Origin of the sequence: Curtobacterium sp. PhB115, from assembly GCF_003752025.1 — a bacterium.
In the GTDB taxonomy this organism is placed as follows: Bacteria; Actinomycetota; Actinomycetes; order Actinomycetales; family Microbacteriaceae; genus Curtobacterium.
Genome location: NZ_RJKR01000012.1, coordinates 88,621 through 112,641 on the forward strand (window position 1 = coordinate 88,621; position 24,021 = coordinate 112,641).

Sequence of the window (24,021 nt, forward strand, 5' to 3'; positions counted from 1 at the left end):
ACACCCCCACCCCGGCGCGGTAGGGAGAGTGTTCGTGCGATTCGTCCTGGCGATCGTCAGTTTCGTCATCGGCCTGCTGCTCGTCGCGCTCGCGGTCGGACAGCGGACCGTGTTCGCTCCACCGTCCTCGCTCGTCGCCGAGAGCTCGACCACGAGCTCCGCTCCGGTGACGGTCATCCCGGGGACGACGCTCAACGCGAACCCCGGCTACCAGCGCATCAACGTCTCCGGCTCCGGCAAGGTCTTCGCGGCGTACGGCAAGACCGCCGACGTCGACGCGTGGGTCGGTGACGCCGAGCACACCACCCTCCGGTTCGACGCCGAGAAGGCCGCGCTCGTGGGCAAGACCACGGGCTCGGAGACCAGCGTCCCCTCGCCGGCGGGCAGCGACCTCTGGTACCAGGAGTACGACGGTGCCGGGCAGTTCACGGTGCGTCTGCCGCAGGACGTCTCGGTCCTCATCGTGAGCGACGGCAAGGCCGCTGCCCCGAGCAACGTCTCCGTGACGTGGCCGAAGGACACCGCGACCCCGTCGGTCGGCCCGCTCCTCGTCGCGGGCGGCGTGTTCGTCCTCGGTGGGCTGGTCCTCCTCGTGCTCGCGTTCCTGCACCAGCGCCGTGGCCGTGGGCCGCGTCGTCGGAGCGGTGGGACGCGTCCGCCGCGTGTGCGTGCGTCGCGTCGCGCCGCCGCCGCCGGTGCGCAGGTGCCGAGCCGTGGTCGTCGCGGGTCCCGCGCCTTCATCGCCGTCCCGGTGGTGCTCGTCGGCACGCTCGCCCTGGCCGGGTGCTCGTCCGACTACTGGCCGCAGGGCGGCGACGACTCGCTCGCCACCCCGACGCCCACCGCCAGTGCGACGGGAGCGGCCGACACCACCGAGCCGACCGCCGCCACGAAGCAGCAGATCACCCGCGTCGTCGAGCGCATCGCCACCGTCGCGAAGCAGGCCGACGGGGCGCGCGACCGCGACCTGGCGAAGACCCGGTTCTCCGGAGCGGCGCTCGACCTCCGCCTGGCGAACTACTCGATCCGCGGCAAGGACTCCGACGTGAAGGCGCCGCCGGCCATCTCGGCCGGACAGGTGTGCGTCGCGCTCCCGCAGCAGACCGACACGTGGCCGCGCACCGTGTTCGCGATCGTCGCCGAGGACTGCGACGCCAAGTCCGCGCCGCAGGCCCTGACGCTCGTGCAGGACTCGGCCCGTGACCCCTACAAGGTCGCGTACGACGTCTCCCTCGAGGCCGACGCGAAGATCCCGAGCCTCGCCCCGACGTCGATCGGCGCGGCGCTGCTCGCCCCGCAGTCGAAGCTCCTCGCGATCCAGCCCGACCAGGTCGCGACCGCCTACGGCGACATCCTGTCGAAGGACAGCAAGAGCGAGTACGCCGACCTGTTCGAGAGCGACGGCGACGGCCTGCGCACCACGATCGGCAAGTCGTACAAGGACAAGAAGGCCGCGTCCCTGCCGGACACGGCGAAGATCGAGTACTCGTCCGAGGCACCGGCCGAGAGCGCGGTGGCGATCGCGACCGACGACGCCGGTGCGCTCGTGTCGGCGGACCTGAACGAGATCGAGAAGGTGACCCCGACGGCCTCCGGCGCCGAGGTGAACACCGAGGGTGCCGTGAAGGCGCTGTCCGGTGTCGACACCAGCAAGAAGGGCATCAGCGCCACGTACGGCGTCCAGCTGCTCTTCTACGTGCCGCCGGTCGCGTCGGATGAGAAGGTGGTCCTGCTCGGGTTCACGCAGGGCCTGACCGCAGCGAGTGAGGTGCAATGAGCAACATCCCCCCGACCCCGTCCGGGCTCCGCGGAGCCGTGGACCTGTCGTCCCTCGTCGACCGTGCACAGCGGCCGCCCCAGCCGCCCGCCGGTGCTCCGGCGCAGCAGGGCGGACCGACCGGTGCCGCCGTGCCCGGTGGTGAGACCGGCGCGGACCTGACCGTCCCGTCGCTCGTCATCGACGTCACCGACGCCACCTTCCAGGACGTCCTCCAGCTGTCGACCGTCGTCCCGGTGATCGTCGACATCTGGGCCGAGTGGTGCGGGCCGTGCAAGCAGCTCTCACCGATCCTCGAGCAGCTCACGGCGGAGTACGACGGCCGCGTGGTGCTCGCCAAGGTGGACGCGGACACCAACCCGCAGCTCGTGCAGGCGTTCCAGGCACAGTCGATCCCGACGGTCGCCGCTCTCATCGGCGGACGGCCGCTCGGGCTGTTCGTCGGCGCGCTGCCCGAGGCGCAGGTGCGCGACGTCTACGAGCAGGTGCTCCAGGCCGCCGAGCAGAACGGCGTCTCCGGCCGCGTGACCGTCGACGGGGCTGCTGCCCCCGAGGACACCGCGGAGCAGGGCGAGCCGGAGCCCGAGCCGCTCCCGCCGCACCACCAGGCCGCCTACGACGCGATCGAGCAGGGCGACTACGCCACGGCGATCACCGAGTACAAGACCGCGATCCTGCAGGACCCGCACGACCAGATGGCCGTCGCGGGCCTGGCGCAGGTGTCGCTCCTCGACCGCCTGGACGGGCACACGGCTGACGACATCCGTGCCGCAGCCGCCGCCGGTCCGTCGGACGTGTCGGCGCAGCTCGCCGTCGCCGACCTCGACATCTCCGGTGGGCACGTCGACGACGCCTTCGGGCGCCTGCTCGACCTCGTGCCGACGGTGTTCGGCGAGGACCGCGAGGCGCTCCGCGTGCGACTCGTCGAGTACTTCGAGCTCATCGGCAGCGACGACCCGCGCGTGGTCGCTGCTCGCCGTCGTCTGGCGAGCGCCCTGTACTGACGCACGTGACAGACGGACGGGAGGCCCGGTGCCAGCTGGCACCGGGCCTCCCGTCCGTTCGTCGGTCGCGGCTGCGCTAGCGCGCGAGCTTCAGCCACACGGCGCCGAGCGGCGGCACCACGAGGTGCGCCGACGCGGGCCGTCCGGCCCACGGGGTGTCCTCGGCGGTGACGACGCCGAGGTTCCCGACGCCCGATCCGCCGTACTCCGTCGCGTCGGTGTTGAGGACCTCGTGCCAGGCACCGGCGGTGGGCAGGCCGAAGCGTCGCTCTACCGGTACACCCGAGAAGTTCACGAACACGGCCACACGGTCGTCGCCGTCCTTGCGGAGGAACCCGAGCGTCGAGTGCGGTGCGTCGCCGCCCTCGAGCCACTCGAAGCCCTCGGCCGTGGAGTCGTGCGTCCACAGCGCCGGCGACTCCTTGTAGACGCGGTTCAGCGCCGCGACGAGGTCCTGCACACCGCGGTGTCCGGGCTGGTCGAGGAGCCACCAGTCCAGCCCCTTCGCCTCGGACCACTCCGAGGGCTGGGCGAACTCCTGGCCCATGAAGAGCAGCTGCTTGCCGGGGTGCGCCCACATGAAGGCCAGGTAGGCGCGCACGTTCGCGAGCTTCTGCCACTCGTCGCCGGGCATCTTGCCGAAGAGCGAACCCTTGCCGTGCACGACCTCGTCGTGGCTGATCGGCAGGGTGAACTGCTCGCTGAAGGCGTACACGAACGAGAACGTGATCTCGTCGTGGTGGTAGCTGCGGTACGCCGGGTCGCGCTGCACGTACTCGAGCGAGTCGTGCATCCAGCCCATGTTCCACTTCTGGCCGAACCCGAGCCCGCCGGCGTTCGTCGGCTGGGTCACCCCGGGCCAGGACGTGCTCTCCTCCGCGATCATCACGATGCCGGGGTAGCGCTTGTACGCGGTCGCGTTCGTCTCCTGCAGGAACGAGATCGCCTCGAGGTTCTCGCGCCCGCCGTGGATGTTCGGCAGCCACTCGGTGCGGGAGTAGTCGAGGTACAGGATCGAGGCCACGGCGTCGACCCGGAGGCCGTCGATGTGGAACTCCTCGAGCCAGTACAGCGCGTTCGCGACCAGGAAGTTCCGGACCTGCGGCTGGCCGAAGTCGAACACGTAGGTGCCCCAGTCGAGCTGTTCGCCGCGGCGGGGGTCCGGGTGCTCGTAGAGGGCGTGACCGTCGAACCGGCCGAGCGCCCACTCGTCCTTCGGGAAGTGTCCTGGCACCCAGTCCATGATCACGCCGATGCCGGCCGAGTGCAGGCGGTCGATGAGGTAGCGCAGGTCGTCGGGGGAGCCGTACCGGGAGGTCGGTGCGTAGTACCCGGTGACCTGGTAGCCCCAGGACCCGCCGAACGGGTGCTCGGCGAGCGGGAGGAACTCGACGTGGGTGAAGCCGGTGTACTGCACGTGCCCGATGAGCTGGTCCGCGACCTCGCGGTAGGACAGCCCCGGACGCCACGAACCGAGGTGGACCTCGTAGACGCTCATCGGCCGGTCGTGCGTGGTGGTCTTCGCCCGGTGCTCCATCCACGCCGCGTCGCCCTCGGACCACTCGTACGAGGACTCGGTGATGACGGAGGCGGTGGACGGCGGGACCTCGGCACGGCGGGCCATCGGGTCGGCGCGTTCCACCCACCCGGAGTCGGTGAGGATCTGGAACTTGTAGCGCTGCCCGACGACGGCGCCCGGCCAGAAGAGCTCCCACACGCCGAGGTCGCTCAGGCGGCGCATGGCGGTGGTGCGGCCTTCCCAGCCCTCGAAGTCACCGATCACCCGGACCGCGGTGGCACGGGGCGCCCAGACCGCGAACGAGACGCCGTCCACGCCGTCGACCGTGCGGACGTGCGCGCCGAGGTGGTGCCACAGCTGCTCGTCGCGCCCCTCGCCGAACAGGTGCAGGTCGAGTTCGCCGAGCGTCGGCGGGAACCGGTACGCGTCGTCGGTCGTCCACGTGGTGTCGTCGGTGTCGGTCGTGGGGTCGTAGTCGTAGTCGGCTTCGACCCGGTACCGCCCGAGTTCCTCGGCGGTGGCGCCGGCCCACATGCCGTCGCCCTCGTGCGTCAGCTCGATGTCGTCGCCGTCGAGGCGGACGAGCCGGACGGCGTCGGCCAGGTGTCGGACCACGCGGACGCTCGTGCCACCGTCGACGCGGTGCGGGCCGAGCACGTCGTGCGGCTGGGACCAACGCCCCTCGGCGACCTGCTGGCGGAGCCACCCCTCGACCGGAGCCGGGCGCGGCGCCGCACCGTCGACGGAGTCAGGAGCCGAAGCCGGATCCGACGTTCCAGCTGCAGGAGCAGCGGGACCAGCAGGACCAGCAGGAGCAGCAGGAGCAGCAGCACCACCCGCAGCAGCGGCGGGCGCGGCGACCGGGGACTCGCGCGGGTGCGTGGCATCGGCGGCGTGGCCGGCCAGCGTCGCGGACTCCGGCACGTCGCGGTCCGGTGCCTCGCGGTGGGCCGGCGGTGCACCGGGCAGGTCCTCGTCGGGGCCGGAGACCTTCGGCTCGTACCGCGGTTCGGCCGGAGCACGCGCGGGGACGGGCGGCGGCGGGGGCGGCACCGGCGGCACGGCGGGACCCCGGCCCGAAGGCGGGGTCGACTGGGGTGCGGTCGGGTCGTTCGTCATCGGTGGGGTCCTTCCACGACGAGCAGGTGCACGGGTTCCTGGAATGCGTCCAGGCGGACGTAGTTCGACGATCCCCAGACCCAGCGCTGCCCGGTGACGACGTCGCGGACGTCGAAGAGCCCGTCGGTCGGCAGCCCGAGCGCACTCAGGTCGAGGTGGACCGTGGCCTCGCGAGCCGAGTGCGGGTCGACGTTCGCGACGACGATCACGGTGTCGTCGTGACCGGAGCGGATGAACCGTCCGGGCAGGTGCTTCGAGTACACGACGATCGCGGGGTCGTCGGCGGCGTGCACGTGCAGGTTCCGCAGCTGCCGGAGCGCGGGGTGCGCTGCCCGCAGACGGTTGAGCATCGTGACGTACGGGGCGAGCGAAGCGCCCTCTGCCTCGGCCAGGGCGAAGTCACGCGGCTTGTACTCGTACTTCTCGTTGTCGATGTTCTCTTCCGAGCCCGGTCGGGCGACGTCCTCGAACAGCTCGTACCCGGAGTACATGCCCCACGTCGGGGCGCCGGTCGCGGCGAGCGCTGCTCGGACCTTGTAGCCCGCACGGCCGCCGAACTGCAGGTACTCCGTGAGGATGTCCGGCGTGTTGACGAAGAGGTTCGGACGCAGGTAGTCGCTCGTCTCGTGGGAGAGCTCCTGGAAGTAGTCCTCGATCTCCTCTTTCGTGTTCCGCCAGGTGAAGTACGAGTACGACTGCTGGAAGCCTGCCTCGGCGAGCGCGCGCATCATCGCCGGGCGGGTGAACGCCTCGGCCAGGAACACGGTGTCCGGGTGTTCGTCGCGGATCTCACGGATGACGCGCTCCCAGAACCACAGCGGCTTGGTGTGCGGGTTGTCGACGCGGAAGATCCGGATGCCGAAGGCGATCCAGTGCCGGAGCACCCGTTCGACCTCGGTCACGAGGCCCTCGGGGTCGGAGTCGAACTGGATCGGGTAGATGTCCTGGTAGCGCTTCGGTGGGTTCTCGGCCGTGGCGATGGAGCCGTCGGCGCGCTGCGTGAACCAGTCCGGGTGCTCGGTGACCCACGGGTGGTCGGGGGAGCACTGGAGCGCGAAGTCGAGCGCCACTTCCATCCCGGTGTTCTTCGCGGTCTCGACGAAGTCGCGGAAGTCGTCCTCGGTGCCGAGGTCCGGGTGGATCGCGTCGTGCCCGCCCTCGGCGGAGCCGATCGCCCACGGGCTGCCGGGGTCGTTCGGACCGGGGGTCAGGGTGTTGTTCGGCCCCTTGCGTGCGGTCGTGCCGATCGGGTGGATCGGCGGGAGGTAGACGACGTCGAAGCCCATCCGTGCGACGGCGGGCAGACGGCGGGCCGCCGTGCGGAAGTCGCCGCTCTTCCAGGAGCCGTCCGGGTTCTTCTTCGCGCCTTCGCTGCGGGGGAAGAACTCGTACCAGGCGCCGACGCCCGCGCGGGTGCGCTCGACGTCGAGCAGCTGCGTCGGGGAGTGCGTGCGGAGCGAGGTGAGGGGGGCTTCCTCGACCTCGGCGACGATGCGCGGGTCGTCGACGGCTGCCAGGCGCTCGGCCGGGTCGAGGTCGGTGTCCCGGACCCGGGCTGCCGCGCGGGTGGCGGCGGGGGAGTCGGTCTCCGCTGCCAGCCGGTCGAGCAGCAGGGCGCCGTCGAGCAGGGTGGCCTCGGTGTCCACACCGGCGGCGATCTTCAGGCGAGCGGCGTGCAGCCAGGTGGCCCAGTCGTCGGAGTAGGACTCGACGTGCCAGGTCCAGACGCCGACGTGGTCGACCTGGACGGTCGCTGCGTAGCGGTCGGTCCCCGGGGCGCCGACGGTCAGGGGGACGGTTCGTGTCCCGCCGTCCGGGCGTTCGAGCACGAGGTCCGCGCCGATGATGCCGTGTCCTTCTCGGAAGACGGTCGCGCCGAACGTGATCACCTCGCCGTCGAAGGCCTTGGCGGGGAACCCGTTGGGTGTCCTCGGGGAGAGCTCGGTGATCGGGATGCGCCCGATCTTCGGGCGGCGGGGTCGGTCTGCGGTGGCCACGGAGCCGACGCTACCCGGCGAGGGCCTCCACGTTCCCCGGAATCCTCACCTCGTGCCAGAGCCGGGCGCGCCGTGGACCTGTGGAGGAACCGGCCTGGAGGCGCGTGGCGGGGCCGCCACGGGCCTCCAGGCCGGTCTGTCGTCGCGTCTCGGGACGCGCGCCGACACCGCTGTCAGGCGACCTCGAACAGGTGGATCCCGGGGCCGTAGGCCGTGAACACCTGCCCGGCGGGACGGAGCCGCTCGAGGTCACGGTGCTTCTCGCTCGACCACGCCAAGCGGTACCCGAGCACGTCCTCACGCACCGGCAGTGTGAGGTCGCGGGTCCGCCCGCTGCCGTGCACGACGACCAGGACACGGTCGAACGGCTCGTGCTCCGGCGTCGACTCCGCGAAGTACTGCATGACCCGGTGCACGGGCTGGTCCCAGCCCTCGACCGTCATCGGGTGCCCGTCCGGCCCGTACCAGGACATCCGGGACGCCCCGGGGGTCTCCTGCCCCTCGATCCCGAACCGCGTCGGTCGGAGGGACGGGTGCGCGCTCCGGAACCGGGCGAGGGCGGCGACGGCCTCGGTCATCGACTCGGAGTCCTCGTCGGTGGACCAGCACACCGGCGTGAGGTCCTCGGACACCACGTACGCGTTGTTGTTGCCGTGCTGCGTGCGGCTCCGCTCGTCACCGGCGGTGAGCATCGGCACGCCCGCCGACAGCATCAGCGTGGCGAGCAGGTTCCGCATCGAGCGACCGCGTGCAGCCCGCACCCCACGGTCGGCGGTGTCGCCCTCGATGCCGTGGTTGAACGAGCGGTTGTCGTTCGAGCCGTCGCGGTTCTCCTCACCGTTCGCCTCGTTGTGCTTGGAGTCGTGCGACACCAGGTCGAGCAGCGTGAAGCCGTCGTGCGCGGTGACGAAGTTGACGCCGGCGAGGGGACCGCGGTCCGCACCGAACAGACTCCTCGACCCGGTCAACGCATCAGCGAGCCGGCCGATGCCGGTCTGGGGCATGCCGTTCCGACGCTCCTCGGCGATGTCGGTCAACCAGAACTGCCGCACGGTGTTGCGGAACCCGTCGTTCCACTCGCTGGTGTGGGCACCCGCCCCACCGAACGACCCGGTCTTCCAGCCGTCCGGGCCGACGTCCCACGGCTCCGCGATGACCAGGGTGTCCTGCAGGTCGGGGTGGTTGCGGATCCGCTCGAGCAGCGGGTGCCCCGGGTCGAAGACGTGGTCGGCGTCGCGGGCGAGCGCGGCCATCAGGTCGAACCGGAAGCCGTCGACCTGCACGTCGCGTGCCCAGTACACGAGGCTGTCGACGATGAGGTCCGCGGTGGCCTCCACCGACGTGTCGAGGGTGTTCCCGCAGCCGGTGGTGTCGTAGTACGCGTCGGGTTCGCCCGCCGGGACGCTCGCCCACCGGTACCGGTTCGCACCGTCGATGCCCCGCAGGGACGTGGTCGGCCCGCCGAGCCCCTCTTCCGCGGTGTGGTTGTAGACGACGTCGAGGACGACCTGGATGCCGGCCTCGTGCAGCAGCCGGACCATCCCCTTGAACTCGCGGAGGACCGTGCTCGCGCCCGCGGCCCGGGCTGCTGCAGAGGCGTGGGCGGCGTGCGGCGCGAAGAACCCGAGGGTGTTGTACCCCCAGGCGTTCTCGCGGCCGGCGTCCCGCAGCCAGTTCTCGGTGTCGAAGGCGTGCACGGGGAGGAGCTCGAGCGTGGTCACGCCGATGCGGTGCAGGTGCGCGATGGTGCTCTCGTGGGCGACGCCGGCGTAGGTGCCGCGGAGTTCCTCGGGCAGGTGCGGGTTCGCGGCGGTCAGGGTGCGGACGTTCGCCTCGTAGACGACGGTGCGGTCGAGCGGGGTGGTCGGCTTCACGACGCCGCCCCAGTCGAAGGCGTCGTCCACGACGACGCTCGTCCAGCGCGGGGCGGCAGCCGGGGCCGCGCCAGCCGCACCGGTCGGAGCCGCGCCGGCCGCGCCAGCCGGGGCCGCGCCAGCCGGGGCTGCGCCAGCCGCGCCGGCCGCGCCCGTCGGGGCGATACCGCGCGCGTACGGGTCGAGGAGGGGCCTCGTCGCGTCGAACTCGTGGCGACCCCCTGCCGGGCCGTCCGCCAGCAGGTGGTACCGGTCACCGGGGACGACGCCCGGGGTCTCCGCGACCCACACGTCGGTCTCCGGCAACTGCTCGAGCGGGAACCGAACCGACTGTCCGTCGGCAGCCCGCTCGACCACCAGGACGACCTCGGTGGCGGAACCGGACCGCAGGGAGAACCGCGGGACGTCGGCCCCGAGGGAGAACCCCGGAGTGTGGTCGATCGCTGTCTCGTGCACCACACAAGGGTACGAGTACCGGCGCGTATCCTGGACACCGCTCGATCCAGGGGGTGCATGTGCCGGTCTACCTCGACCACGCCGCGACGACGCCGATCCTTCCGGAGGCGCTCGCCGCCTTCACCGACGCGCTCGGAACCGTCGGCAACCCGTCGTCGATCCACAGCGCCGGGCAGCACGCCAAGATGCTGCTCGAGGACGGCCGTGCCGCGGTCGCGCGTTCGCTCGAAGCCGACACCGTCGAGGTCGTGTTCACCTCCGGCGGCACCGAGAGCATCAACCTCGCCGTGAAGGGCCTGTTCTGGGCACGCCAGCGCGACCGTGCCCGCCCCCGCATCGTCGTCCCAGGTGGCGAACACCACGCCACCGTCGACACCCTGACCTGGTTGGAGACGCACGAGGGCGCCGTCATCGACGTGGTCCCGTTGGACGCGCAGGGTCGCGTCGACCTCCCCGGCCTGGAGGCGCGACTCGCCTCCGCCGACGACGTCGCCCTGGTCACGTTCCTGTGGGCGAACAACGAAGTGGGCACCATCGCGCCCGTGTCACGGATCGTCGAGCTCGCGCACGCCGCCGGCGTGCCCGTGCACAGTGACGCCGTCGCCGCCTACGGCCAGGTGCCGGTGTCGTTCGCCGCGTCCGGCCTCGACGCCCTGAGCGTCTCCGCGCACAAGGTCGGCGGACCGGTCGGCATCGGTGCACTGGTGCTCGGACGGAAAGCCACCGTCGAGCCCCTCATCCACGGCGGCGGGCAGCAGCGGCAGGTGCGGAGCGGCACCCAGGACGCCCCCGCCGCGGCATCGTTCGGCGTCGCGGCCACGATGGTCGCTGCCGAGCCGATGCCGCACCCGTCGCTCGTCGCCCTGCGCGACCGCCTCATCGCCGGTGTCCGTGCGGCCGTGCCGTCCGCCGTGCTGATGGGCGACCCCGACGACCGGCTGCCCGGCAACGCGCACTTCACGTTCCCGGGCTGCGAGGGCGACTCGCTGCTGTTCCTGCTCGACGCGGCCGGGGTCGCCGTGTCGACCGGGTCGGCCTGCCAGGCCGGCGTTCCCGAGGCGTCGCACGTGCTGCTCGCGATGGGCCTGTCGGAGCAGGACGCCCGCGGCGCGCTCCGGATCACGCTCGGGCACACCTCGACCGATGCGGACGTCGACGCCTTCCTGGCGGCGCTGCCGGACGCGGTGGCGCGGGCCGGCGCTGCGGGCATGGCGTCGCGGGAGCCGCTGCTGGGGCGGTAGCGGTCGACCCGGGCATGTTCCACTCGACCGCCCGCCGACGGAAACGGCTGCCGCCGGATCCAGACGCCGACCGAGACGTGCGAGAGACCGGTCGCAGCGAGACAGACCATCGCGACGGTGCCCAGCAAGACCGCGATGCTCGCTGCGAGCAGACCTGTTCCAGCCACGGCGCGATGGTGACGCGGCAGTGCATCTCGCGACGGAGCCCCGGCACTCGAGGCGATGTCCCCGAGGGGATCGCCACCGACCCGCATCGTTGGGATACTCGGACATGCTCGAGTTGGTGAGACCGCAGACGGCGTTGCACGAGGCATGGGCTGAGGCGCATGCCGAGTGGGGGCCGGGCCTGCACGAGGACGGGTTCGGGATCACCGCACACGACGACGTCGGCGACGAGGACGGGTTCCGCACCTGGGTCGGCCGACTGCACGCCAGACCCGGAGCGTTCTGGTGGATACTCGAGGACGGCCGTGTCCTGGGCGGGATCGCACTCCGGGCCCCGGGAGACGTCGCCGGCGTGCAGCGGTTCGGCCACGTCGGGTACGGGATCTGCCCGTCGGCGAGGGGCCGAGGCGTGGCGACGTGGGCGCTGGGCCAGGTGCTCGCGCACGCATCGCGGGTCGGTATCGACCCGGTGGTCGCGGTCTGCCGCGATGACAACGCCGGCTCCATCGCGGTGTTGGAGCACTACGACGCTTCGCTCTTGGCGACCGAGCTCCGAGAGGGCGTGCGGCTGCGACGGTACGCCATCGCCAAATCGCACAGGCGTCCCGGGTAGTGCGTGGTGGAGGGAACGACGGGTGGACACGCTCCGGCGCTCCCGATCCGCGGGGCGCCCGCCGGTAGCCTGGGCCGGTGACCGATCCGCAATCGCAGGGAAGCTCCGACCTGGTGGGCCTGCTCGTCGGTGCTCCGCTCGCGCTCATCGGGATCGTCCTGCTCGTGGCCGCAGGAAGTGCAACCACAGCCATCGTCGGGGCCGCCGTGCTGGTCTCCGGCACGATGCTGGTGTGCACTGCCCTGCTCATCCGAGGGCTGCGCCGGGAGCGCTGACAGCGGCCAGGATGGCGATCCTGGTACTGGTCGATCCCGTCTGCAGCCAGGCCACGGTGGCCTTCTGGTGGCCGACGATCGGGATCGCGATCCAGGACCGCGAGCGAGCGGCGCGTGCGCGACTCGACCGCGGCCTCCAGGTCGACCGACGGTCGCTCCTGTCGCCTCCGTGGCTCGAACCGACGTGCGCGGTCTTGCTCACCTCGGGAGCGCCGCTCTCCTCGTCGGTCTCCTGGCGGACCTGGGGAAACGGCGCCGCCGACAGCCGAGCGCTGTAGACAGCCGGCCGGACGGCGTCAGCTCAGCGGCCGCTCCGAGAGGAACCGTCCGGCACGCCGGTACTGGAAGGCGAGCTGCACGAGCCCGACAACGAACGCGAGCGACGCAACGAGCTCGAGCAGCTTGATGGCCAAGCTGTCCGTGCTCACCGCTGTCGAAGCGGCGAACAACATCGCAGCTCCGAAGATCGGCAAGATCCCGAGCGTGGCTCGACGGTTCTGCACTGCGACCGCGGCGACGATGTCCGCGTGCTCGTCGTCGATCGGCTCCCTGCCGGCGATCTGACGCCGCACCGATCGCTGCTCAGCGCGCGAGAGCGGGCTGCTCACCGATCGCCAGCGAGTGATGTGGTGACCGGAGCGGTACGCCCACACGAAACCGACGATGCCGACGACCAGCCCGAGCAGCAACAGCACGAGCTGGACGAGCTGCGCGTCGTCGCCACCCGCGTCGGTGCTCCCGATCGTCGACGGCAGCACCAGTGCCATCACCACCCCGACGGCCCACGAGATCAGGACGAGCGCACCTGCCCACACGAACACGCGCGTCCGGCGACGGAGGAGGCTGTCGTCGCTCTGGCCGGCGGCAAGCCTGGCGGCGGCCGCCCAACGCTCGGCTCCGGCCGGCTCGTTGTCGGCGGTGGTCATCGTTCTGTTCCTGACGTCGAGGGGCTGCCGGATCTGCGGTTCACCGTTCGGCCGCAGCCTGTACGACGGACGGCGACCTACCCCACGTAGCTGTAGGCCGTCGCCCAGTCGACCTCGACGTGACCCACGGCGCCTGCCGGGATCGGTACATCGGCGGCGTTGAGTGCCTGCAGCACCCAGACGTGTTCTGACGTCGGCACGTGCGCCGGGTCGGTGTCGCTCGCGAAGAGCTGGCCGTCCAGGTAGTAGGTCAACGATTCGCCGGGCTTCCACTCGATCGTCCAGGTGTGCCAGTCCTGGAACCCGTCGGTCAGCGCTGCGTGCAAGTTGACCTCGTCCGGGTTCCCCGGCGCCATCTCGTGTTGGTTCAGGAGGGCGTCACCGCCGAGCGAACCCTCCGGGAAGTCGACCTCGCCTTCGCTCCAGACGTTGTCGATCGGCCACAGCAGGTTGCAGACGCCGTAGGCCGTCTCGATGTTGTAGTCGGCCTTCATGCGGATGGAGAACCGTCCACCCGTGTAGGCCCAGTCGTTGTCCACATCGTTGAGGAACCAGATCTGCGCGCCGCTGGTGTCCGTACCGTCGGCGGTGTGGCGTTCGGTGAGGTCGAGCGTGCCGTCGTGCACGGACAGGTTGCGGCTGTTCTGGTAGACGCCGATGTCGTTCGTGCCGCGCTGTCCGTCGGGCGTGAGGTGCAGCCGATCGACGTAGTCGGTTCCGACCGAGCCGGCGGCGGAGCTCTTCGTGAAGTCCTCGGTCCAGAGCTGCGTGAACCCGTTCACGTTCCCGACCGGAGCGGTGGTGAGGCCGGTGCTCGGAGGTGTGCTTGCTGCGTCGACGGTGAAGTCCGCCACGTTCGACTTCCCGAGCGAGCCGTACCAGGTACTGCCGGAGGAGAGTCGGAAGCACGTTCCGAACGTGTAGGTCCCGGGTGCGAGCGTGGCTGTCTGCACCAGCGAGTACCCACCGTTCGCATCCGTCTTGATGCTGACGTTGCCGCCAGCGTTGATCGGAGCGAGATCGAGGTTCGTCCCGTTCTGATCGCGGATGCAGATGGAGAGATCGCGAACGGTCACTGCCGGTGAGGCGCCGATGTAGGAGTCGAAGGAGACGGACGTGCCGCTCACGACTGGGACGGTGTCCCAGTACGAGAACTGCGGGGTGGCTGCGTTCGCGGGCGCGGTGCCCGAGAACGCAGCGATCACTGAGGCAAGGAGCACCGTCAGGGTCGCGAGGAACGGCCGAGTGCGCGTGGTGCGTGCACGGCTGACGGTACGAGACATGAGTCCTCCGCGTTCGGCGAGGCAGCCGCGGTCCTGGCAGGACTGACGAAGGCGCCCCTCGACGGTCAGCATAGGTACTTGAACTTCGCTCAGTACACCCCGCATGGGTGAGTCTGCGGGAAACCGCGACCGGCGGGACGGACCTGCACCGGGCCTCCCGGTCTGCTGTGGCGGGCTCGCGCCGGTAGGATCGGTGACCATGGTCGAACTGGACTTCACCGAGCAGCTCTCCGCCCTCCGAGAGACCTTCGGCAACATCCGCTCGGTGGTCGACGTCGACCGCCTGCAGCGTGAGATCGCCGACCTCAGCGAGCAGGCGGGCGCCCAGGACCTCTGGGACGACGTCGAGCACGCGCAGCAGGTGACGAGCGCGCTCTCGCACCGGCAGTCGGAGCTCAAGAAGATCACCGACACCGAGCGACGCATCGACGACCTCGAGGTGCTGGTCGAGATGGCCAACGAGGGCGACGACCAGGACTCGGCCGACGAAGCCGTGGCCGAGCTCAAGGCGATCCAGAAGACCATGGGTGACCTCGAGGTGCAGACGCTCCTCGACGGCGAGTACGACGACCGCCCGGCCGTGATCACCATCCGAGCCGGGGCCGGCGGCGTCGACGCCGCGGACTTCGCTGAGATGCTCATGCGCATGTACCTCCGGTACGCCGAGCAGCACGGCTACAAGACCACCGTGATGGAGACGTCCTACGCCGAAGAAGCGGGCATCAAGTCCGCCACGTTCGAGGTCGACGCACCACACGCCTTCGGCACCCTGTCGATCGAGGCCGGCACCCACCGACTCGTCCGCATGTCGCCGTTCGGCGCTGCGGGCAAGCGGCAGACCTCGTTCGCCGCGGTCGAGGTCATCCCGCTCATGCCGGAGACGATGGTCATCGACATCCCCGAGAACGACATCCGCGTCGACGTCTTCCGCTCGTCCGGCCCCGGCGGGCAGTCCGTCAACACGACCGACTCCGCGGTCCGCCTGACGCACATCCCGACCGGCACCGTCGTCTCGATGCAGAACGAGAAGTCGCAGATCCAGAACCGTGCCGCCGCCATGCGCGTGCTGCAGTCGCGCCTGCTCCTGCTGAAGAAGGAAGAGGAGAACGCGAAGAAGAAGGAGCTCGCCGGCAACATCACGGCGAGCTGGGGCGACCAGATCCGGTCGTACGTGCTGGCGCCGTACCAGATGGTCAAGGACCTCCGGAGCGAGCACGAGGTGAACAACCCCTCAGCCGTGTTCGACGGCGACCTGGACGGGTTCATCAACGCGGGCATCCGCTGGCGCAAGCAATCCGTCGACGCCTAGGGGTTCGTGAGCCGCGCGCCTCGCTTGCTTTCCAAGCGGGGCGACCTACCCTGATCCGGTCATGATCAAATTCGACCAGGTCACCAAGGTCTACTCGGGCAACCCGAGTCCGGCGCTCGACAACCTCACCCTCGAGATCCTCAAGGGCGAGTTCGTGTTCCTCGTGGGCGCCTCCGGCTCCGGCAAGTCCAGCTTCCTGCGCCTCGTGCTCAAGGAGGAGAAGCCGACCAGCGGGCAGATCCACGTGCTCGGGCAGCGGCTCGGCTCGTTGGCGTCGCGGAAGGTCCCGTACTTCCGCCGGAACCTCGGCGTCGTGTTCCAGGACTTCCGGCTGCTGCCGAACAAGAACGTCTTCGACAACGTCGCGTTCTCGCTGCAGGTCATCGGCAAGAGCAAGGGCTTCATCAGCGAGGCGGTGACCGACGTCCTCAAGCTCGTCGGACTCGCCGGCAAGGCCACGCGCATGCCCCACGAACTCTCGGGCGGTGAGCAGCAGCGTGTGGCGATCGCCCGCGCCGTCGTGAACAAGCCGGCCGTGCTCCTCGCCGACGAGCCCACCGGCAACCTGGACCCCACAACGTCCGCCGGCATCATGGCGCTCCTCGAACGCATCAACCAGGGAGGCACCACCGTGCTCATGGCGACGCACGACGCCAGCATCGTGAACCAGATGCAGCGCCGGGTCATCGAGCTCTCGAACGGCACCGTCCTGCGCGACGAGCAGTCCGGCGGGTACCAGACCCAGGCGGTCCCGATCCAGCGAGGCACCGTGTCCAACACCACCGGCATCCAGACCATCCCGGGGCTCATCCGATGAGGCTCGGACTCGTCATGTCCGAGGTCGGCTCGGGCCTGCGGCGCAACGCGTCGATGGTCGTCTCCGTCGTCCTCGTGACCTTCATCTCGCTCACCTTCGTGGGCACGGCGATCCTGCTGCAGATGCAGATCAACCAGATGAAGGGCTACTGGTACGACCGGGCACAGGTCGCGGTCTACCTGTGCACCGACACCGACACCACCGGCAACTGCACCGGCGCGAAGGCCACCGAGGACCAGCGCAAGCAGGTCCAGGCGCAGCTCGAGTCGTCGACCCTCAAGCCGTACATCGAGAAGACGTACTACGAGGACCAGGACCAGGCGTTCACGCGGTTCAAGGAGCAGTTCAAGGACTCGGCGGCGACGGAGTTCGTCAAGCCCGAGTACCTGAACGAGACCTTCTGGGTGAACCTGAAGAACCCGTCGCAGGCCGACGTCCTCGTCGAGAGCCTGTCGAAGGTCGCCGGCGTGCAGAGCGTCGTCGACCAGCGCGGGTACCTGCAACCGATCTTCAACCTGCTGAACGCGTCGTCGTACACGGCGATCGGCATCGCGGCGTTGATGCTCGTGGCGGCCGTGCTGCTCATCGCGACCACGATCCGGCTGTCGGCCTTCAGTCGACGGCGAGAGCTCGGCATCATGCGACTCGTCGGAGCGTCGAACCGGTTCATCCAGACACCCTTCGTGCTCGAGGGGGTGATCGCCGCCGCCATCGGAGCCGTCCTGGCCGGCGGTGCGATCACGGCCGTGGTGTGGTTCTTCGTCCGGAACTTCCTGGCGGAGCGCTTCACCGGGACGGCGTTCATCGGCATGGGTGACGCGGCGGTGGTGGTGCCCGCGGTGATCGTCATCGGTGTGTTGCTCGCGGCGGTGTCCGCGTCGATCGCGATCCGCCGCTACCTCAAGGTCTGAGCCGCGGCGCCGGTCGGGCGGGCTGCGCCGGTCGGGCTGCGCCGGTCGGGCGCTTCGTTTCGTGCTGGGCGACACTTCACGGGGCGAAGCGCGCGTGAGGTGTCGCTCAGCGCGAGAGTTCGGGCGGTGCGGGCCGGTGCGGGACAGCGCGGGCCGGCGCAGCGCGAGCGCGGCACGCCGGGAAGGTGCGCCGGGCCCCGTGCGTTGGGTAGTCTGTAGGGCTGCGCAGTGCAGTGCCCGCAACGAGAGGAGTCGTCATGGCGAAGGAACGCGGTGAGAAGATCGTCGCGACGAACCGTCGCGCGCGGCACGACTACCTCATCGAGGACACGTACGAGGCCGGCATGGTCCTGACCGGCACCGAGGTGAAGTCCTTGCGGATGGGGCGCGCCTCGCTGGTCGACGGCTACGCGTTCATCGACGGCGGCGAAGCGTGGATCGACTCCGTGCACATCCCGGAGTACACCGAGGGCACGTGGAACAACCACTCGCCGCGGCGCAAGCGGAAGCTCCTCCTGCACAAGCAGCAGATCGTGAAGATCTCGCACAAGACGTCGCAGGGCGGCTACACCCTCGTGCCGCTGCAGATCTACTTCCACGACGGCCGTGCCAAGGTGGAGATCGCCGTGGCGAAGGGCAAGCGCGAGTTCGACAAGCGCCAGGCCCTGCGCGAGAAGACCGACAAGCGTGAGGCCGAGCGGGCCATGCGCACGAAGAACCGCGTCGGAGAGTAGCGCCGCGCACCTCGGTCGGCTAGACTGAGGGACTGCTCCGATCGGAGCGTTGCACCACAGAAACTCAACAGCGTGACAGCGGCTCGCACGTCCGGCCCGCATGGGGATGATCGGTTTCGACATTGCCTGTGTGCCGACGGGAAGCGGGCCGAGGACCCACGGTTATCTCGTTAACGATCCGTGGAAAACAACAAGTGCCAATTCCAAGCGCACTGACTTCGCTCTCGCTGCGTAAGCAGCCCAGCACATGAAGTCCGTCGGCCAGGTGACCGTCCCCTAACCTGATCCCGGCGTCATCCAGAGGACTTGCTGCACGGTTGCGCCTCAGGGTCGTGCGGGACTTGCACTGAGACTGGGCCCGTCGTCCTAGATGCCGGTAGCAAAGGACGGGGCCGAGCAGAACGAATCATCCGGATACGCCCGTAGAAGACGTCGAATTGCAGCGATGGACGGGGGTTCGATTCCCCCCATCTCCACCATTCGCCGGTCGTCGAGCCGCTGTCACCGTTGACTGAACGCCCCGTCATCGTCCTCGGACGATGCCGGGGCGTTCGCTGTTCCGCCACCCACGGGGACTACGATCCGGATGAGGCGCGGGAAGTCGCCCGCGTCGACGTCGAACGGAAAGGCCGCCACGTGGTGCAGGAGATCGCGATCCGAGTCCGTCTGCGCGAGCAGGAACGAGTGGTGCTCGCCGAGTACGAGCGGATCGTCGCGTCCGTGGCGACGGTCGCAGCTCTCGCCGCGTGGCTCCCCACGCCCGATGCTCGTCTGGTCGTCCGCGGCCGCGGCGCCGAACCGGTGCGGCTCGAGACCGTCACGTACGGGTCCGTCGTCGAGATGCTCGTCGTGCTCGACCAACGCTCGGCCGCGGTCGAACGGGGTGCCGCAGCCATTGCGGCGTTGATCGAGTCGGTGCGGCACGAGCACGTGGCCGATGACGTCTCCGGGGTCGCCGGCGAACTCGACCGCCTGGACCGAGCTGCACCCCGCGGCCGCTCGGTGGTCGAGCGCACGCTCCGCAGCTTCCTCGAAGGGGCTCGTGCGGACGTCCTCGCCGGGAAGACGACGACCCGTGTCCGCACGGCCCAGGCGCTGCTGCGGCTCGCCGAGGACGACGCGGTGCTGACCGTCGAGCGGGTGGCTGACGCCCTGGCTCCGGTGCTCGAAGAGGAAGCAGTGGACATCGCGGTCGACACCGGCTCGGCGGTGGTGGTGGAGCCGATCGACGGGATCGAGTCGCCCGAGCGCGAGCCGGAGGGTGCACCGGAGCCGGAGCAGCAGCCCGAGCAGCGAGACGAGAAGAAGAGCGACAAGAAGGCCGACAAGAAGAAGAGCGACAAGAAGGCCGACAAGAAGAAGAGCGACAAGAAGAGCGACAAGAAGAGCGACAAGAAGGCCGACAAGAAGAAGAGCGACAAGAAGGCCGACAAGAAGAAGGCCGACAAGAAGAAGAGCGACAAGAAGAAGCAGTCGAAGAAGTAGCCTGAGTGCTTATACAGCACTCATGTTTCCGGCGTGTTACAAAAACCGGCCGGGTCGCGATCGCAGTGCCAGAGTCGATGAGCACGACCCCTGTTCGCGGGGTCTGACCTCTCGACAGGAGCAATCGTGGCGACAACGACGACTACGGCGCTGCCGGACTCCGGCCTCAAGCGCAACGTCGGGTTCATCGGGCTGATCTGGGCATCGACGGGCTCGATCATCGGCTCCGGCTGGCTCTTCGGCTCGCAGGAAGCGCTGAAGACCGCCGGGCCCGCCGCGATCATCTCGTGGCTCATCGGCGGCGTGGCGATCCTGGTGCTCGCGCTCGTGCACGCCGAGCTCGGTGGCATGTTCCCGATCGCTGGTGGCACGGCGCGGTTCCCGCACATCGCCTTCGGTGGGATCGCCGGTGCATCGTTCGGCTGGTTCTCCTGGCTGCAGTCGGTGACCGTCGCCCCGATCGAGGTCGAGGCGATGATCAAGTACGCGCAGCACTGGCAGTTCGCGCACCCCTGGTTGCACACGACGACGGTGGACGGCGAGACCCAGCAACTGCTCACCGGGTCCGGCATCGCCGTCGCGATCCTCTTGATGGCGGTCGTCACCGTGATCAACCTGCTGAGCGTCCGGGTCCTCGCGAACACGAACTCGGCGGCCACCTGGTGGAAGGTCGCCATCCCCCTGCTCGTCATCATCGTCCTGGCGTTCAGCGGCTTCCACGGCTCGAACTTCACCGCGGCGGACGGCTTCATGCCGGAGGGTGCGAAGGGCATCCTCGCCGCCGTGTCGACGTCGGGCATCATCTTCGCGTTCCTCGGTTTCGAACAGGCCGACCAGCTCGCGGGCGAGGCGAAGAACCCCCGGCGGGACATCCCCCGAGCGGTGATCGGGTCGGTCATCATCGGCCTCGTGATCTACCTCGCCCTGCAGATCGTGTTCCTCGGGGTGCTCCGTTCGGACGTGATCCAGGGGTCGTGGGCGACGGCGGACTTCACGAAGTACACCGGCCCGTTCGCCGACATCGCGATGGCAGCCGGGCTGACCTGGCTCGCCGTGGTCATCTTCGTCGACGCGATCATCTCGCCCGCCGGCACCGGTCTCATCTACGTGACGGCGACGAGCCGCATCTCGTACGGGCTCAGCCGCAACGGGTACTTCCCGAAGGCGTTCGAGTGGACGACGAAGCAGGGTGTCCCGTGGGTCGGCCTCGTGACGGCGTTCGTCGTCGGGTGTGCGTGCTTCGCGCCGTTCCCGTCGTGGCAGGGCCTCGTCAGCCTGATCACAAGTGCGTCGGTGCTCATGTACGCGGGTGCTCCGTTGGCGCTCGGGGCGTTCCGGAAGCGCATCCCCGAGGTCGAGCGGCCCTACCGACTGCCGATCGCGTCGGTCCTGTCGCCGATCGCGTTCATCGTCGCGAACCTCATCATCATGTGGACCGGGTGGGACACCGACTGGAAGCTCGGGGTCGCGATCCTCATCGGCGCCGCGGTGATCGTGCTGAACAACGTGTTCCGTGGGGCGTCGAGCGTCCGGCCGCGCTGGGACTGGAAGGCGGCCCAGTGGCTCCTGCCGTACCTGGTCGGGATGGGGCTCATCGTGTTCCTCAGCGACTTCGGACCGCTCACCCACCCGGTGTTCCCGCTGTGGATCGACATCGTCGTCGTCGCGGCGTTCTCACTCGTCATCTACTACTGGGCGATCAACTCGGCCAGCCCGCGTGACGAGATCCTGCGGACCGCCGACGACGTCCGCGACGTCGAGGAGTCGGGCGTCGTCGAACCGGTCCACCACTAGAAGTCGAACAGGTTCGCCCGGATGCCTCCGGCGCCGTACTCCCGACGCAGGAGCCCACGGCGCCGGAGTACGGGTACCAGGTCACCGAGCATCCGGGAGATCTGCGCCGGGTGCAGGTCGCCGGAGAAGATGATGCCGTCGTTGTCGGCGTCTGATCCGAGCTCCTCGATGAAGTCCGCGAACTCGTCGGCGGTGCCGACGAAGCCCTCGCGCGAGGACACCCGCCCCTTGCGGGCCTTGCGCTCCAGGAGCGAGCGCAGCGGGGCGTCCGGAGTGTCACCGAGCAAGCCGCGGATCGTGCCGGCCGACACGTGGTCGCCGAAGGTCCCCGCCGGGACGGGCGCGTCGAGGTCGAGCGCGAGCAGGTCCGTCTCGGAGTCGCTCGACCACGCGATCGCCGCCGTGCGCAGGTCGTCGTCGGACGGGTGGCGCGACGCCTCCACGACCCGGTCGGCCTCCTCCGGCGACGAGACGATCTCGGGCTTCAGGACGAACAGGATCCGCAGGTCGGCGGCGACGCGTCCCGCAGCCTGCGCGGCTGCGATCACGCGATCGCGGTAGTCCGACACCGCGGACGCCGAGAGCGGCGCGAGGGCGAGCTGGACGTCCGAGTGGGTGCCGGCGAACGCGAGTCCACGACCCGAGCCGCCGGGGGAGACGACCACCGGGTCGGACTCGAGCGGCAGCGCGTTGAGCGGTCCGTCGGCGGTGAAGTACGAGCCCTCGTGGTGGAAGGCGTCGAGGGCGTCACCGTTCGCGAAGTGCCAGTCGGCGGGATCCCCGACGTACCCGGACGATCCCCAGGACCCCCAGAGCCGGCGGAGCAGCGTGATCCACTCCTCGGCACGGTCGTACGCCTGGTCGTGGGGGAGCGGCGGGAGTCCGGCGTGCCGAGCGCTGCCGACGTCGGTCACCACGTTGATCCCGAGCCGTTCGGACGACAGGTGTGCGAGCGTGGCGAACTGCCGGGCTGCGAGGTACGGCGGGGTGATCCCGGCGTTCACCGTCGGCGCGATGCCGATGTGCGACGTCGCGGCGAACAGGAACGGCGCGAGCAGCAGGGGATCGTGCTTCGGGCCCCCGTACGCCTGGCGGATCCGCAGGTCGAGCGTCGACGGGTTGCCGAGCGAGATGGCGTCCTCGGCGATCACCAGGTCCATCCCGGCCTGCTCGAGGGTGCGGACGGACTGCTGGTACAGCTCCGGCTTCGTCCAGTCGTGGCCCCAGTCCCAGTCGGAGCGGCCCCACGCCTGCGGGCCGAACCCGCGTGAGAAGAAGTACCCGAAGTGCTGCAGTCCGGCCATCGACTAGATCTCCTCCGCGATCACGTGCGTTCCCGGGACCGAGTGTTCCAGGGACGCGCGCTCCGCGTCGGACTCGACCCGTGCCTCCAGGCCGACGTCGCCGTCTGCGGAACGCAACGCGGCGAACCCGCGTTCCAGGTCGCGGAGCAGGTCCGCGACGTCCTCGATGCCGACGGACAGTCGGATCAGGCCGTCGTCGATGCCCTGGTCGGCGCGCTCCTCCGGCGTCTTGCCGGCGTGCGTGGTCGTGGCGGGGTGCAGGATCAGCGAGCGCACGTCACCGAGGTGGGTCATCCGGCTGAAGAGCTGCACCGAGTCGATGAAGGTGCGCGCCGCGGCTTCGCCGCCGGCGAGCGTGAAGGCGAAGACGGAGCCGGCCCCACGGGGCAGGTAGCGCTGGGCGAGGTCGTGGAACGGACTGGAGGCGAGACCCGCGTGATCGACGCTCGTCACCTCCGGCTGTGCTTCCAACCACTGCGCCACCGCCAGCGCGTTCGCGCTGTGGCGTTCCACCCGGAGGCTCAGCGTCTCGATGCCCTGCCGGATCAGGAAGGCGTTGAAGGGCGACGGGGTCGGACCGATCCGCGAGGCGACGACGTCCCGCGCGAACACGATGTACGCGCGGTCGCCGTACCGTTCGACGTAGCTCTCACCGCCGAGCGAACGCTCCGGACTGGTCAGGTGCGTCCAGCGCTCAGGGGAGGCGGACCAGTCGAACGTGCCGCCGTCGACGACCACGCCGCCGAGTCCCGCGCCGTGGCCGGACAGGAACTTCGACGCCGAGTGGATGACGATGTCGGCACCGTGCTCGACCGGGCGGACCAGGTACGGCGTGGCCAGGGTGTTGTCGACGATGAGCGGCACGCCCGCACGGTGCGCCGTGTCGGCGACGCCGGTGATGTCGAGGACGTCGTTCTTCGGGTTCGGGATCGTCTCGGCGAAGAAGGCCTTCGTGTTCGGCCGGACGAGCCGTGCCCACTCGTCGAGGTCGCGCTGGTCCGCGACGAAGTCGACCTCGATGCCCAGACGGCCGAGGTTCTGGACGAGCAGGCCCTTGGTGCCCTCGTAGATGCTCCGGGCAGCGACGACGTGGTCGCCGGCCTGCACGACACCGAGGAACGCGATGGTCGCGGCGGCCTGCCCGCTGCCGACGAGGATCGCCTCGACGCCCCGCTCGAGCAGCGCGACGCGACGTTCGACGTCGGCGTTCGTCGGGTTGCCGAGGCGGGTGTAGGTGTAGCCGTCGTCGGTGCCGGCGAAGCGGTCCCTGGCCTGGTCGAAGTCCTCGAACAGGAACCCGGAGGACATGTGGATCGCCGGGATCCTGGCACCGTGGCCCGCATCGGGCACGAAGCCGCCGTGGACCTGCTCGGTCGCGAAACCGTGTTCGTCGTTCGCCATGGGACACCTCCGGGAGT

Annotated in this window: 19 protein-coding genes and 1 other RNA gene; 13 read left to right on the forward strand and 7 right to left on the reverse strand. The window is 69.9% G+C overall.

Annotated features, from left to right (window positions below; all coding sequences use genetic code 11):
* Nucleotides 1–34: 34 nt before the first annotated feature.
* Together EDF19_RS17060 and EDF19_RS17065 are read left to right on the forward strand one after the other, a co-directional pair.
* The gene (locus EDF19_RS17060) at nt 35–1,777 is read left to right on the forward strand and encodes a hypothetical protein (protein WP_148071140.1); all 1,743 of its coding nucleotides are present in this window, start codon (nt 35–37) and stop codon (nt 1,775–1,777) included.
* On the forward strand, nt 1,774–2,781 hold the full coding sequence (locus EDF19_RS17065) for a tetratricopeptide repeat protein (RefSeq protein WP_123682061.1): 1,008 nt from the start codon (nt 1,774–1,776) through the stop codon (nt 2,779–2,781). Before EDF19_RS17060 ends, EDF19_RS17065 begins: the two co-directional genes overlap by 4 nt.
* Before the next feature lie 76 nt (nt 2,782–2,857).
* Here EDF19_RS17065 and glgB read toward each other — a convergent pair whose 3' ends face one another.
* The 3 genes from glgB to EDF19_RS17080 form a co-directional block, all read right to left on the reverse strand.
* On the reverse strand, nt 2,858–5,419 hold the full coding sequence (gene glgB / locus EDF19_RS17070; RefSeq protein ID WP_260217261.1) for a 1,4-alpha-glucan branching protein GlgB: 2,562 nt from the start codon (nt 5,417–5,419) through the stop codon (nt 2,858–2,860).
* Nucleotides 5,416–7,416, reverse strand: a complete 2,001-nt coding sequence (locus EDF19_RS17075; protein ID WP_185022920.1) for an alpha-1,4-glucan--maltose-1-phosphate maltosyltransferase — start codon at nt 7,414–7,416, stop codon at nt 5,416–5,418. The genes glgB and EDF19_RS17075 overlap by 4 nt, the downstream gene beginning before the upstream one ends.
* A 173-nt stretch (nt 7,417–7,589) precedes the next feature.
* Nucleotides 7,590–9,746: a glycogen-debranching protein gene (locus EDF19_RS17080; protein WP_123682185.1), complete on the reverse strand. Its 2,157-nt coding sequence runs from the start codon at nt 9,744–9,746 to the stop codon at nt 7,590–7,592.
* A gap of 59 nt (nt 9,747–9,805) precedes the next feature.
* On the opposite strand from EDF19_RS17080, the gene EDF19_RS17085 reads away from it, so the two are divergent.
* From EDF19_RS17085 to EDF19_RS17095, 4 genes are all read left to right on the forward strand, one after another.
* On the forward strand, nt 9,806–10,987 hold the full coding sequence (locus EDF19_RS17085) for a cysteine desulfurase family protein (protein WP_123682062.1): 1,182 nt from the start codon (nt 9,806–9,808) through the stop codon (nt 10,985–10,987).
* Nucleotides 10,988–11,270: 283 nt separating this feature from the next.
* Nucleotides 11,271–11,765, forward strand: a complete 495-nt coding sequence (locus EDF19_RS17090; RefSeq protein ID WP_221180693.1) for a GNAT family N-acetyltransferase — start codon at nt 11,271–11,273, stop codon at nt 11,763–11,765.
* A gap of 77 nt (nt 11,766–11,842) precedes the next feature.
* Nucleotides 11,843–12,040 (forward strand): hypothetical protein, encoded by a 198-nt coding sequence (locus EDF19_RS18870; RefSeq protein WP_148071141.1) that lies wholly within the window; start codon nt 11,843–11,845, stop codon nt 12,038–12,040.
* Between the two features lie 11 nt (nt 12,041–12,051).
* Nucleotides 12,052–12,318: a hypothetical protein gene (locus EDF19_RS17095; protein ID WP_123682064.1), complete on the forward strand. Its 267-nt coding sequence runs from the start codon at nt 12,052–12,054 to the stop codon at nt 12,316–12,318.
* Between the two features lie 18 nt (nt 12,319–12,336).
* On the opposite strand, the gene EDF19_RS17100 is transcribed toward EDF19_RS17095, so the two are convergent.
* Together EDF19_RS17100 and EDF19_RS17105 are read right to left on the reverse strand one after the other, a co-directional pair.
* Complete coding sequence (locus EDF19_RS17100; RefSeq protein WP_123682065.1) at nt 12,337–12,966, reverse strand: hypothetical protein; 630 nt, start codon at nt 12,964–12,966, stop codon at nt 12,337–12,339.
* 77 nt (nt 12,967–13,043) lie between these two features.
* On the reverse strand, nt 13,044–14,249 hold the full coding sequence (locus tag EDF19_RS17105; RefSeq protein ID WP_185022921.1) for a glycoside hydrolase family 16 protein: 1,206 nt from the start codon (nt 14,247–14,249) through the stop codon (nt 13,044–13,046).
* 199 nt (nt 14,250–14,448) lie between these two features.
* Here EDF19_RS17105 and prfB point away from each other — a divergent pair, with 199 nt between their 5' ends.
* The 7 genes from prfB (at nt 14,449) to EDF19_RS17140 (ending at nt 21,299) form a co-directional block, all read left to right on the forward strand.
* The gene (gene prfB, locus EDF19_RS17110; RefSeq protein WP_123312314.1) at nt 14,449–15,558 is read left to right on the forward strand and encodes a peptide chain release factor 2; all 1,110 of its coding nucleotides are present in this window, start codon (nt 14,449–14,451) and stop codon (nt 15,556–15,558) included.
* A gap of 61 nt (nt 15,559–15,619) precedes the next feature.
* The gene (gene ftsE, locus EDF19_RS17115) at nt 15,620–16,375 is read left to right on the forward strand and encodes a cell division ATP-binding protein FtsE (RefSeq protein WP_123682067.1); all 756 of its coding nucleotides are present in this window, start codon (nt 15,620–15,622) and stop codon (nt 16,373–16,375) included.
* Nucleotides 16,372–17,286: a permease-like cell division protein FtsX gene (ftsX, locus tag EDF19_RS17120; RefSeq protein WP_123682068.1), complete on the forward strand. Its 915-nt coding sequence runs from the start codon at nt 16,372–16,374 to the stop codon at nt 17,284–17,286. The genes ftsE and ftsX overlap by 4 nt, the downstream gene beginning before the upstream one ends.
* A 257-nt stretch (nt 17,287–17,543) precedes the next feature.
* Nucleotides 17,544–18,020 carry an SsrA-binding protein SmpB gene (gene smpB / locus EDF19_RS17125; RefSeq protein WP_123682069.1) on the forward strand — a complete coding sequence of 159 codons (477 nt, stop codon included), beginning with the start codon at nt 17,544–17,546 and terminating at the stop codon, nt 18,018–18,020.
* 102 nt (nt 18,021–18,122) lie between these two features.
* Nucleotides 18,123–18,499: a transfer-messenger RNA gene (ssrA, locus tag EDF19_RS17130) on the forward strand.
* Between the two features lie 157 nt (nt 18,500–18,656).
* The gene (locus tag EDF19_RS19260; protein WP_185022922.1) at nt 18,657–19,505 is read left to right on the forward strand and encodes a hypothetical protein; all 849 of its coding nucleotides are present in this window, start codon (nt 18,657–18,659) and stop codon (nt 19,503–19,505) included.
* Nucleotides 19,506–19,631: 126 nt separating this feature from the next.
* A complete protein-coding gene (locus tag EDF19_RS17140) occupies nt 19,632–21,299 on the forward strand; it encodes an APC family permease (RefSeq protein WP_221180694.1) in 1,668 nt (555 codons plus the stop codon).
* On the opposite strand, the gene EDF19_RS17145 is transcribed toward EDF19_RS17140, so the two are convergent.
* Both EDF19_RS17145 and EDF19_RS17150 read right to left on the reverse strand, forming a co-directional pair.
* On the reverse strand, nt 21,296–22,603 hold the full coding sequence (locus EDF19_RS17145; protein ID WP_123682070.1) for an LLM class flavin-dependent oxidoreductase: 1,308 nt from the start codon (nt 22,601–22,603) through the stop codon (nt 21,296–21,298). The genes EDF19_RS17140 and EDF19_RS17145 overlap by 4 nt on opposite strands.
* Nucleotides 22,604–22,606: 3 nt before the next feature.
* The gene (locus tag EDF19_RS17150; RefSeq protein ID WP_123682071.1) at nt 22,607–24,004 is read right to left on the reverse strand and encodes an O-acetylhomoserine aminocarboxypropyltransferase/cysteine synthase family protein; all 1,398 of its coding nucleotides are present in this window, start codon (nt 24,002–24,004) and stop codon (nt 22,607–22,609) included.
* Nucleotides 24,005–24,021 lie beyond the last annotated feature (17 nt).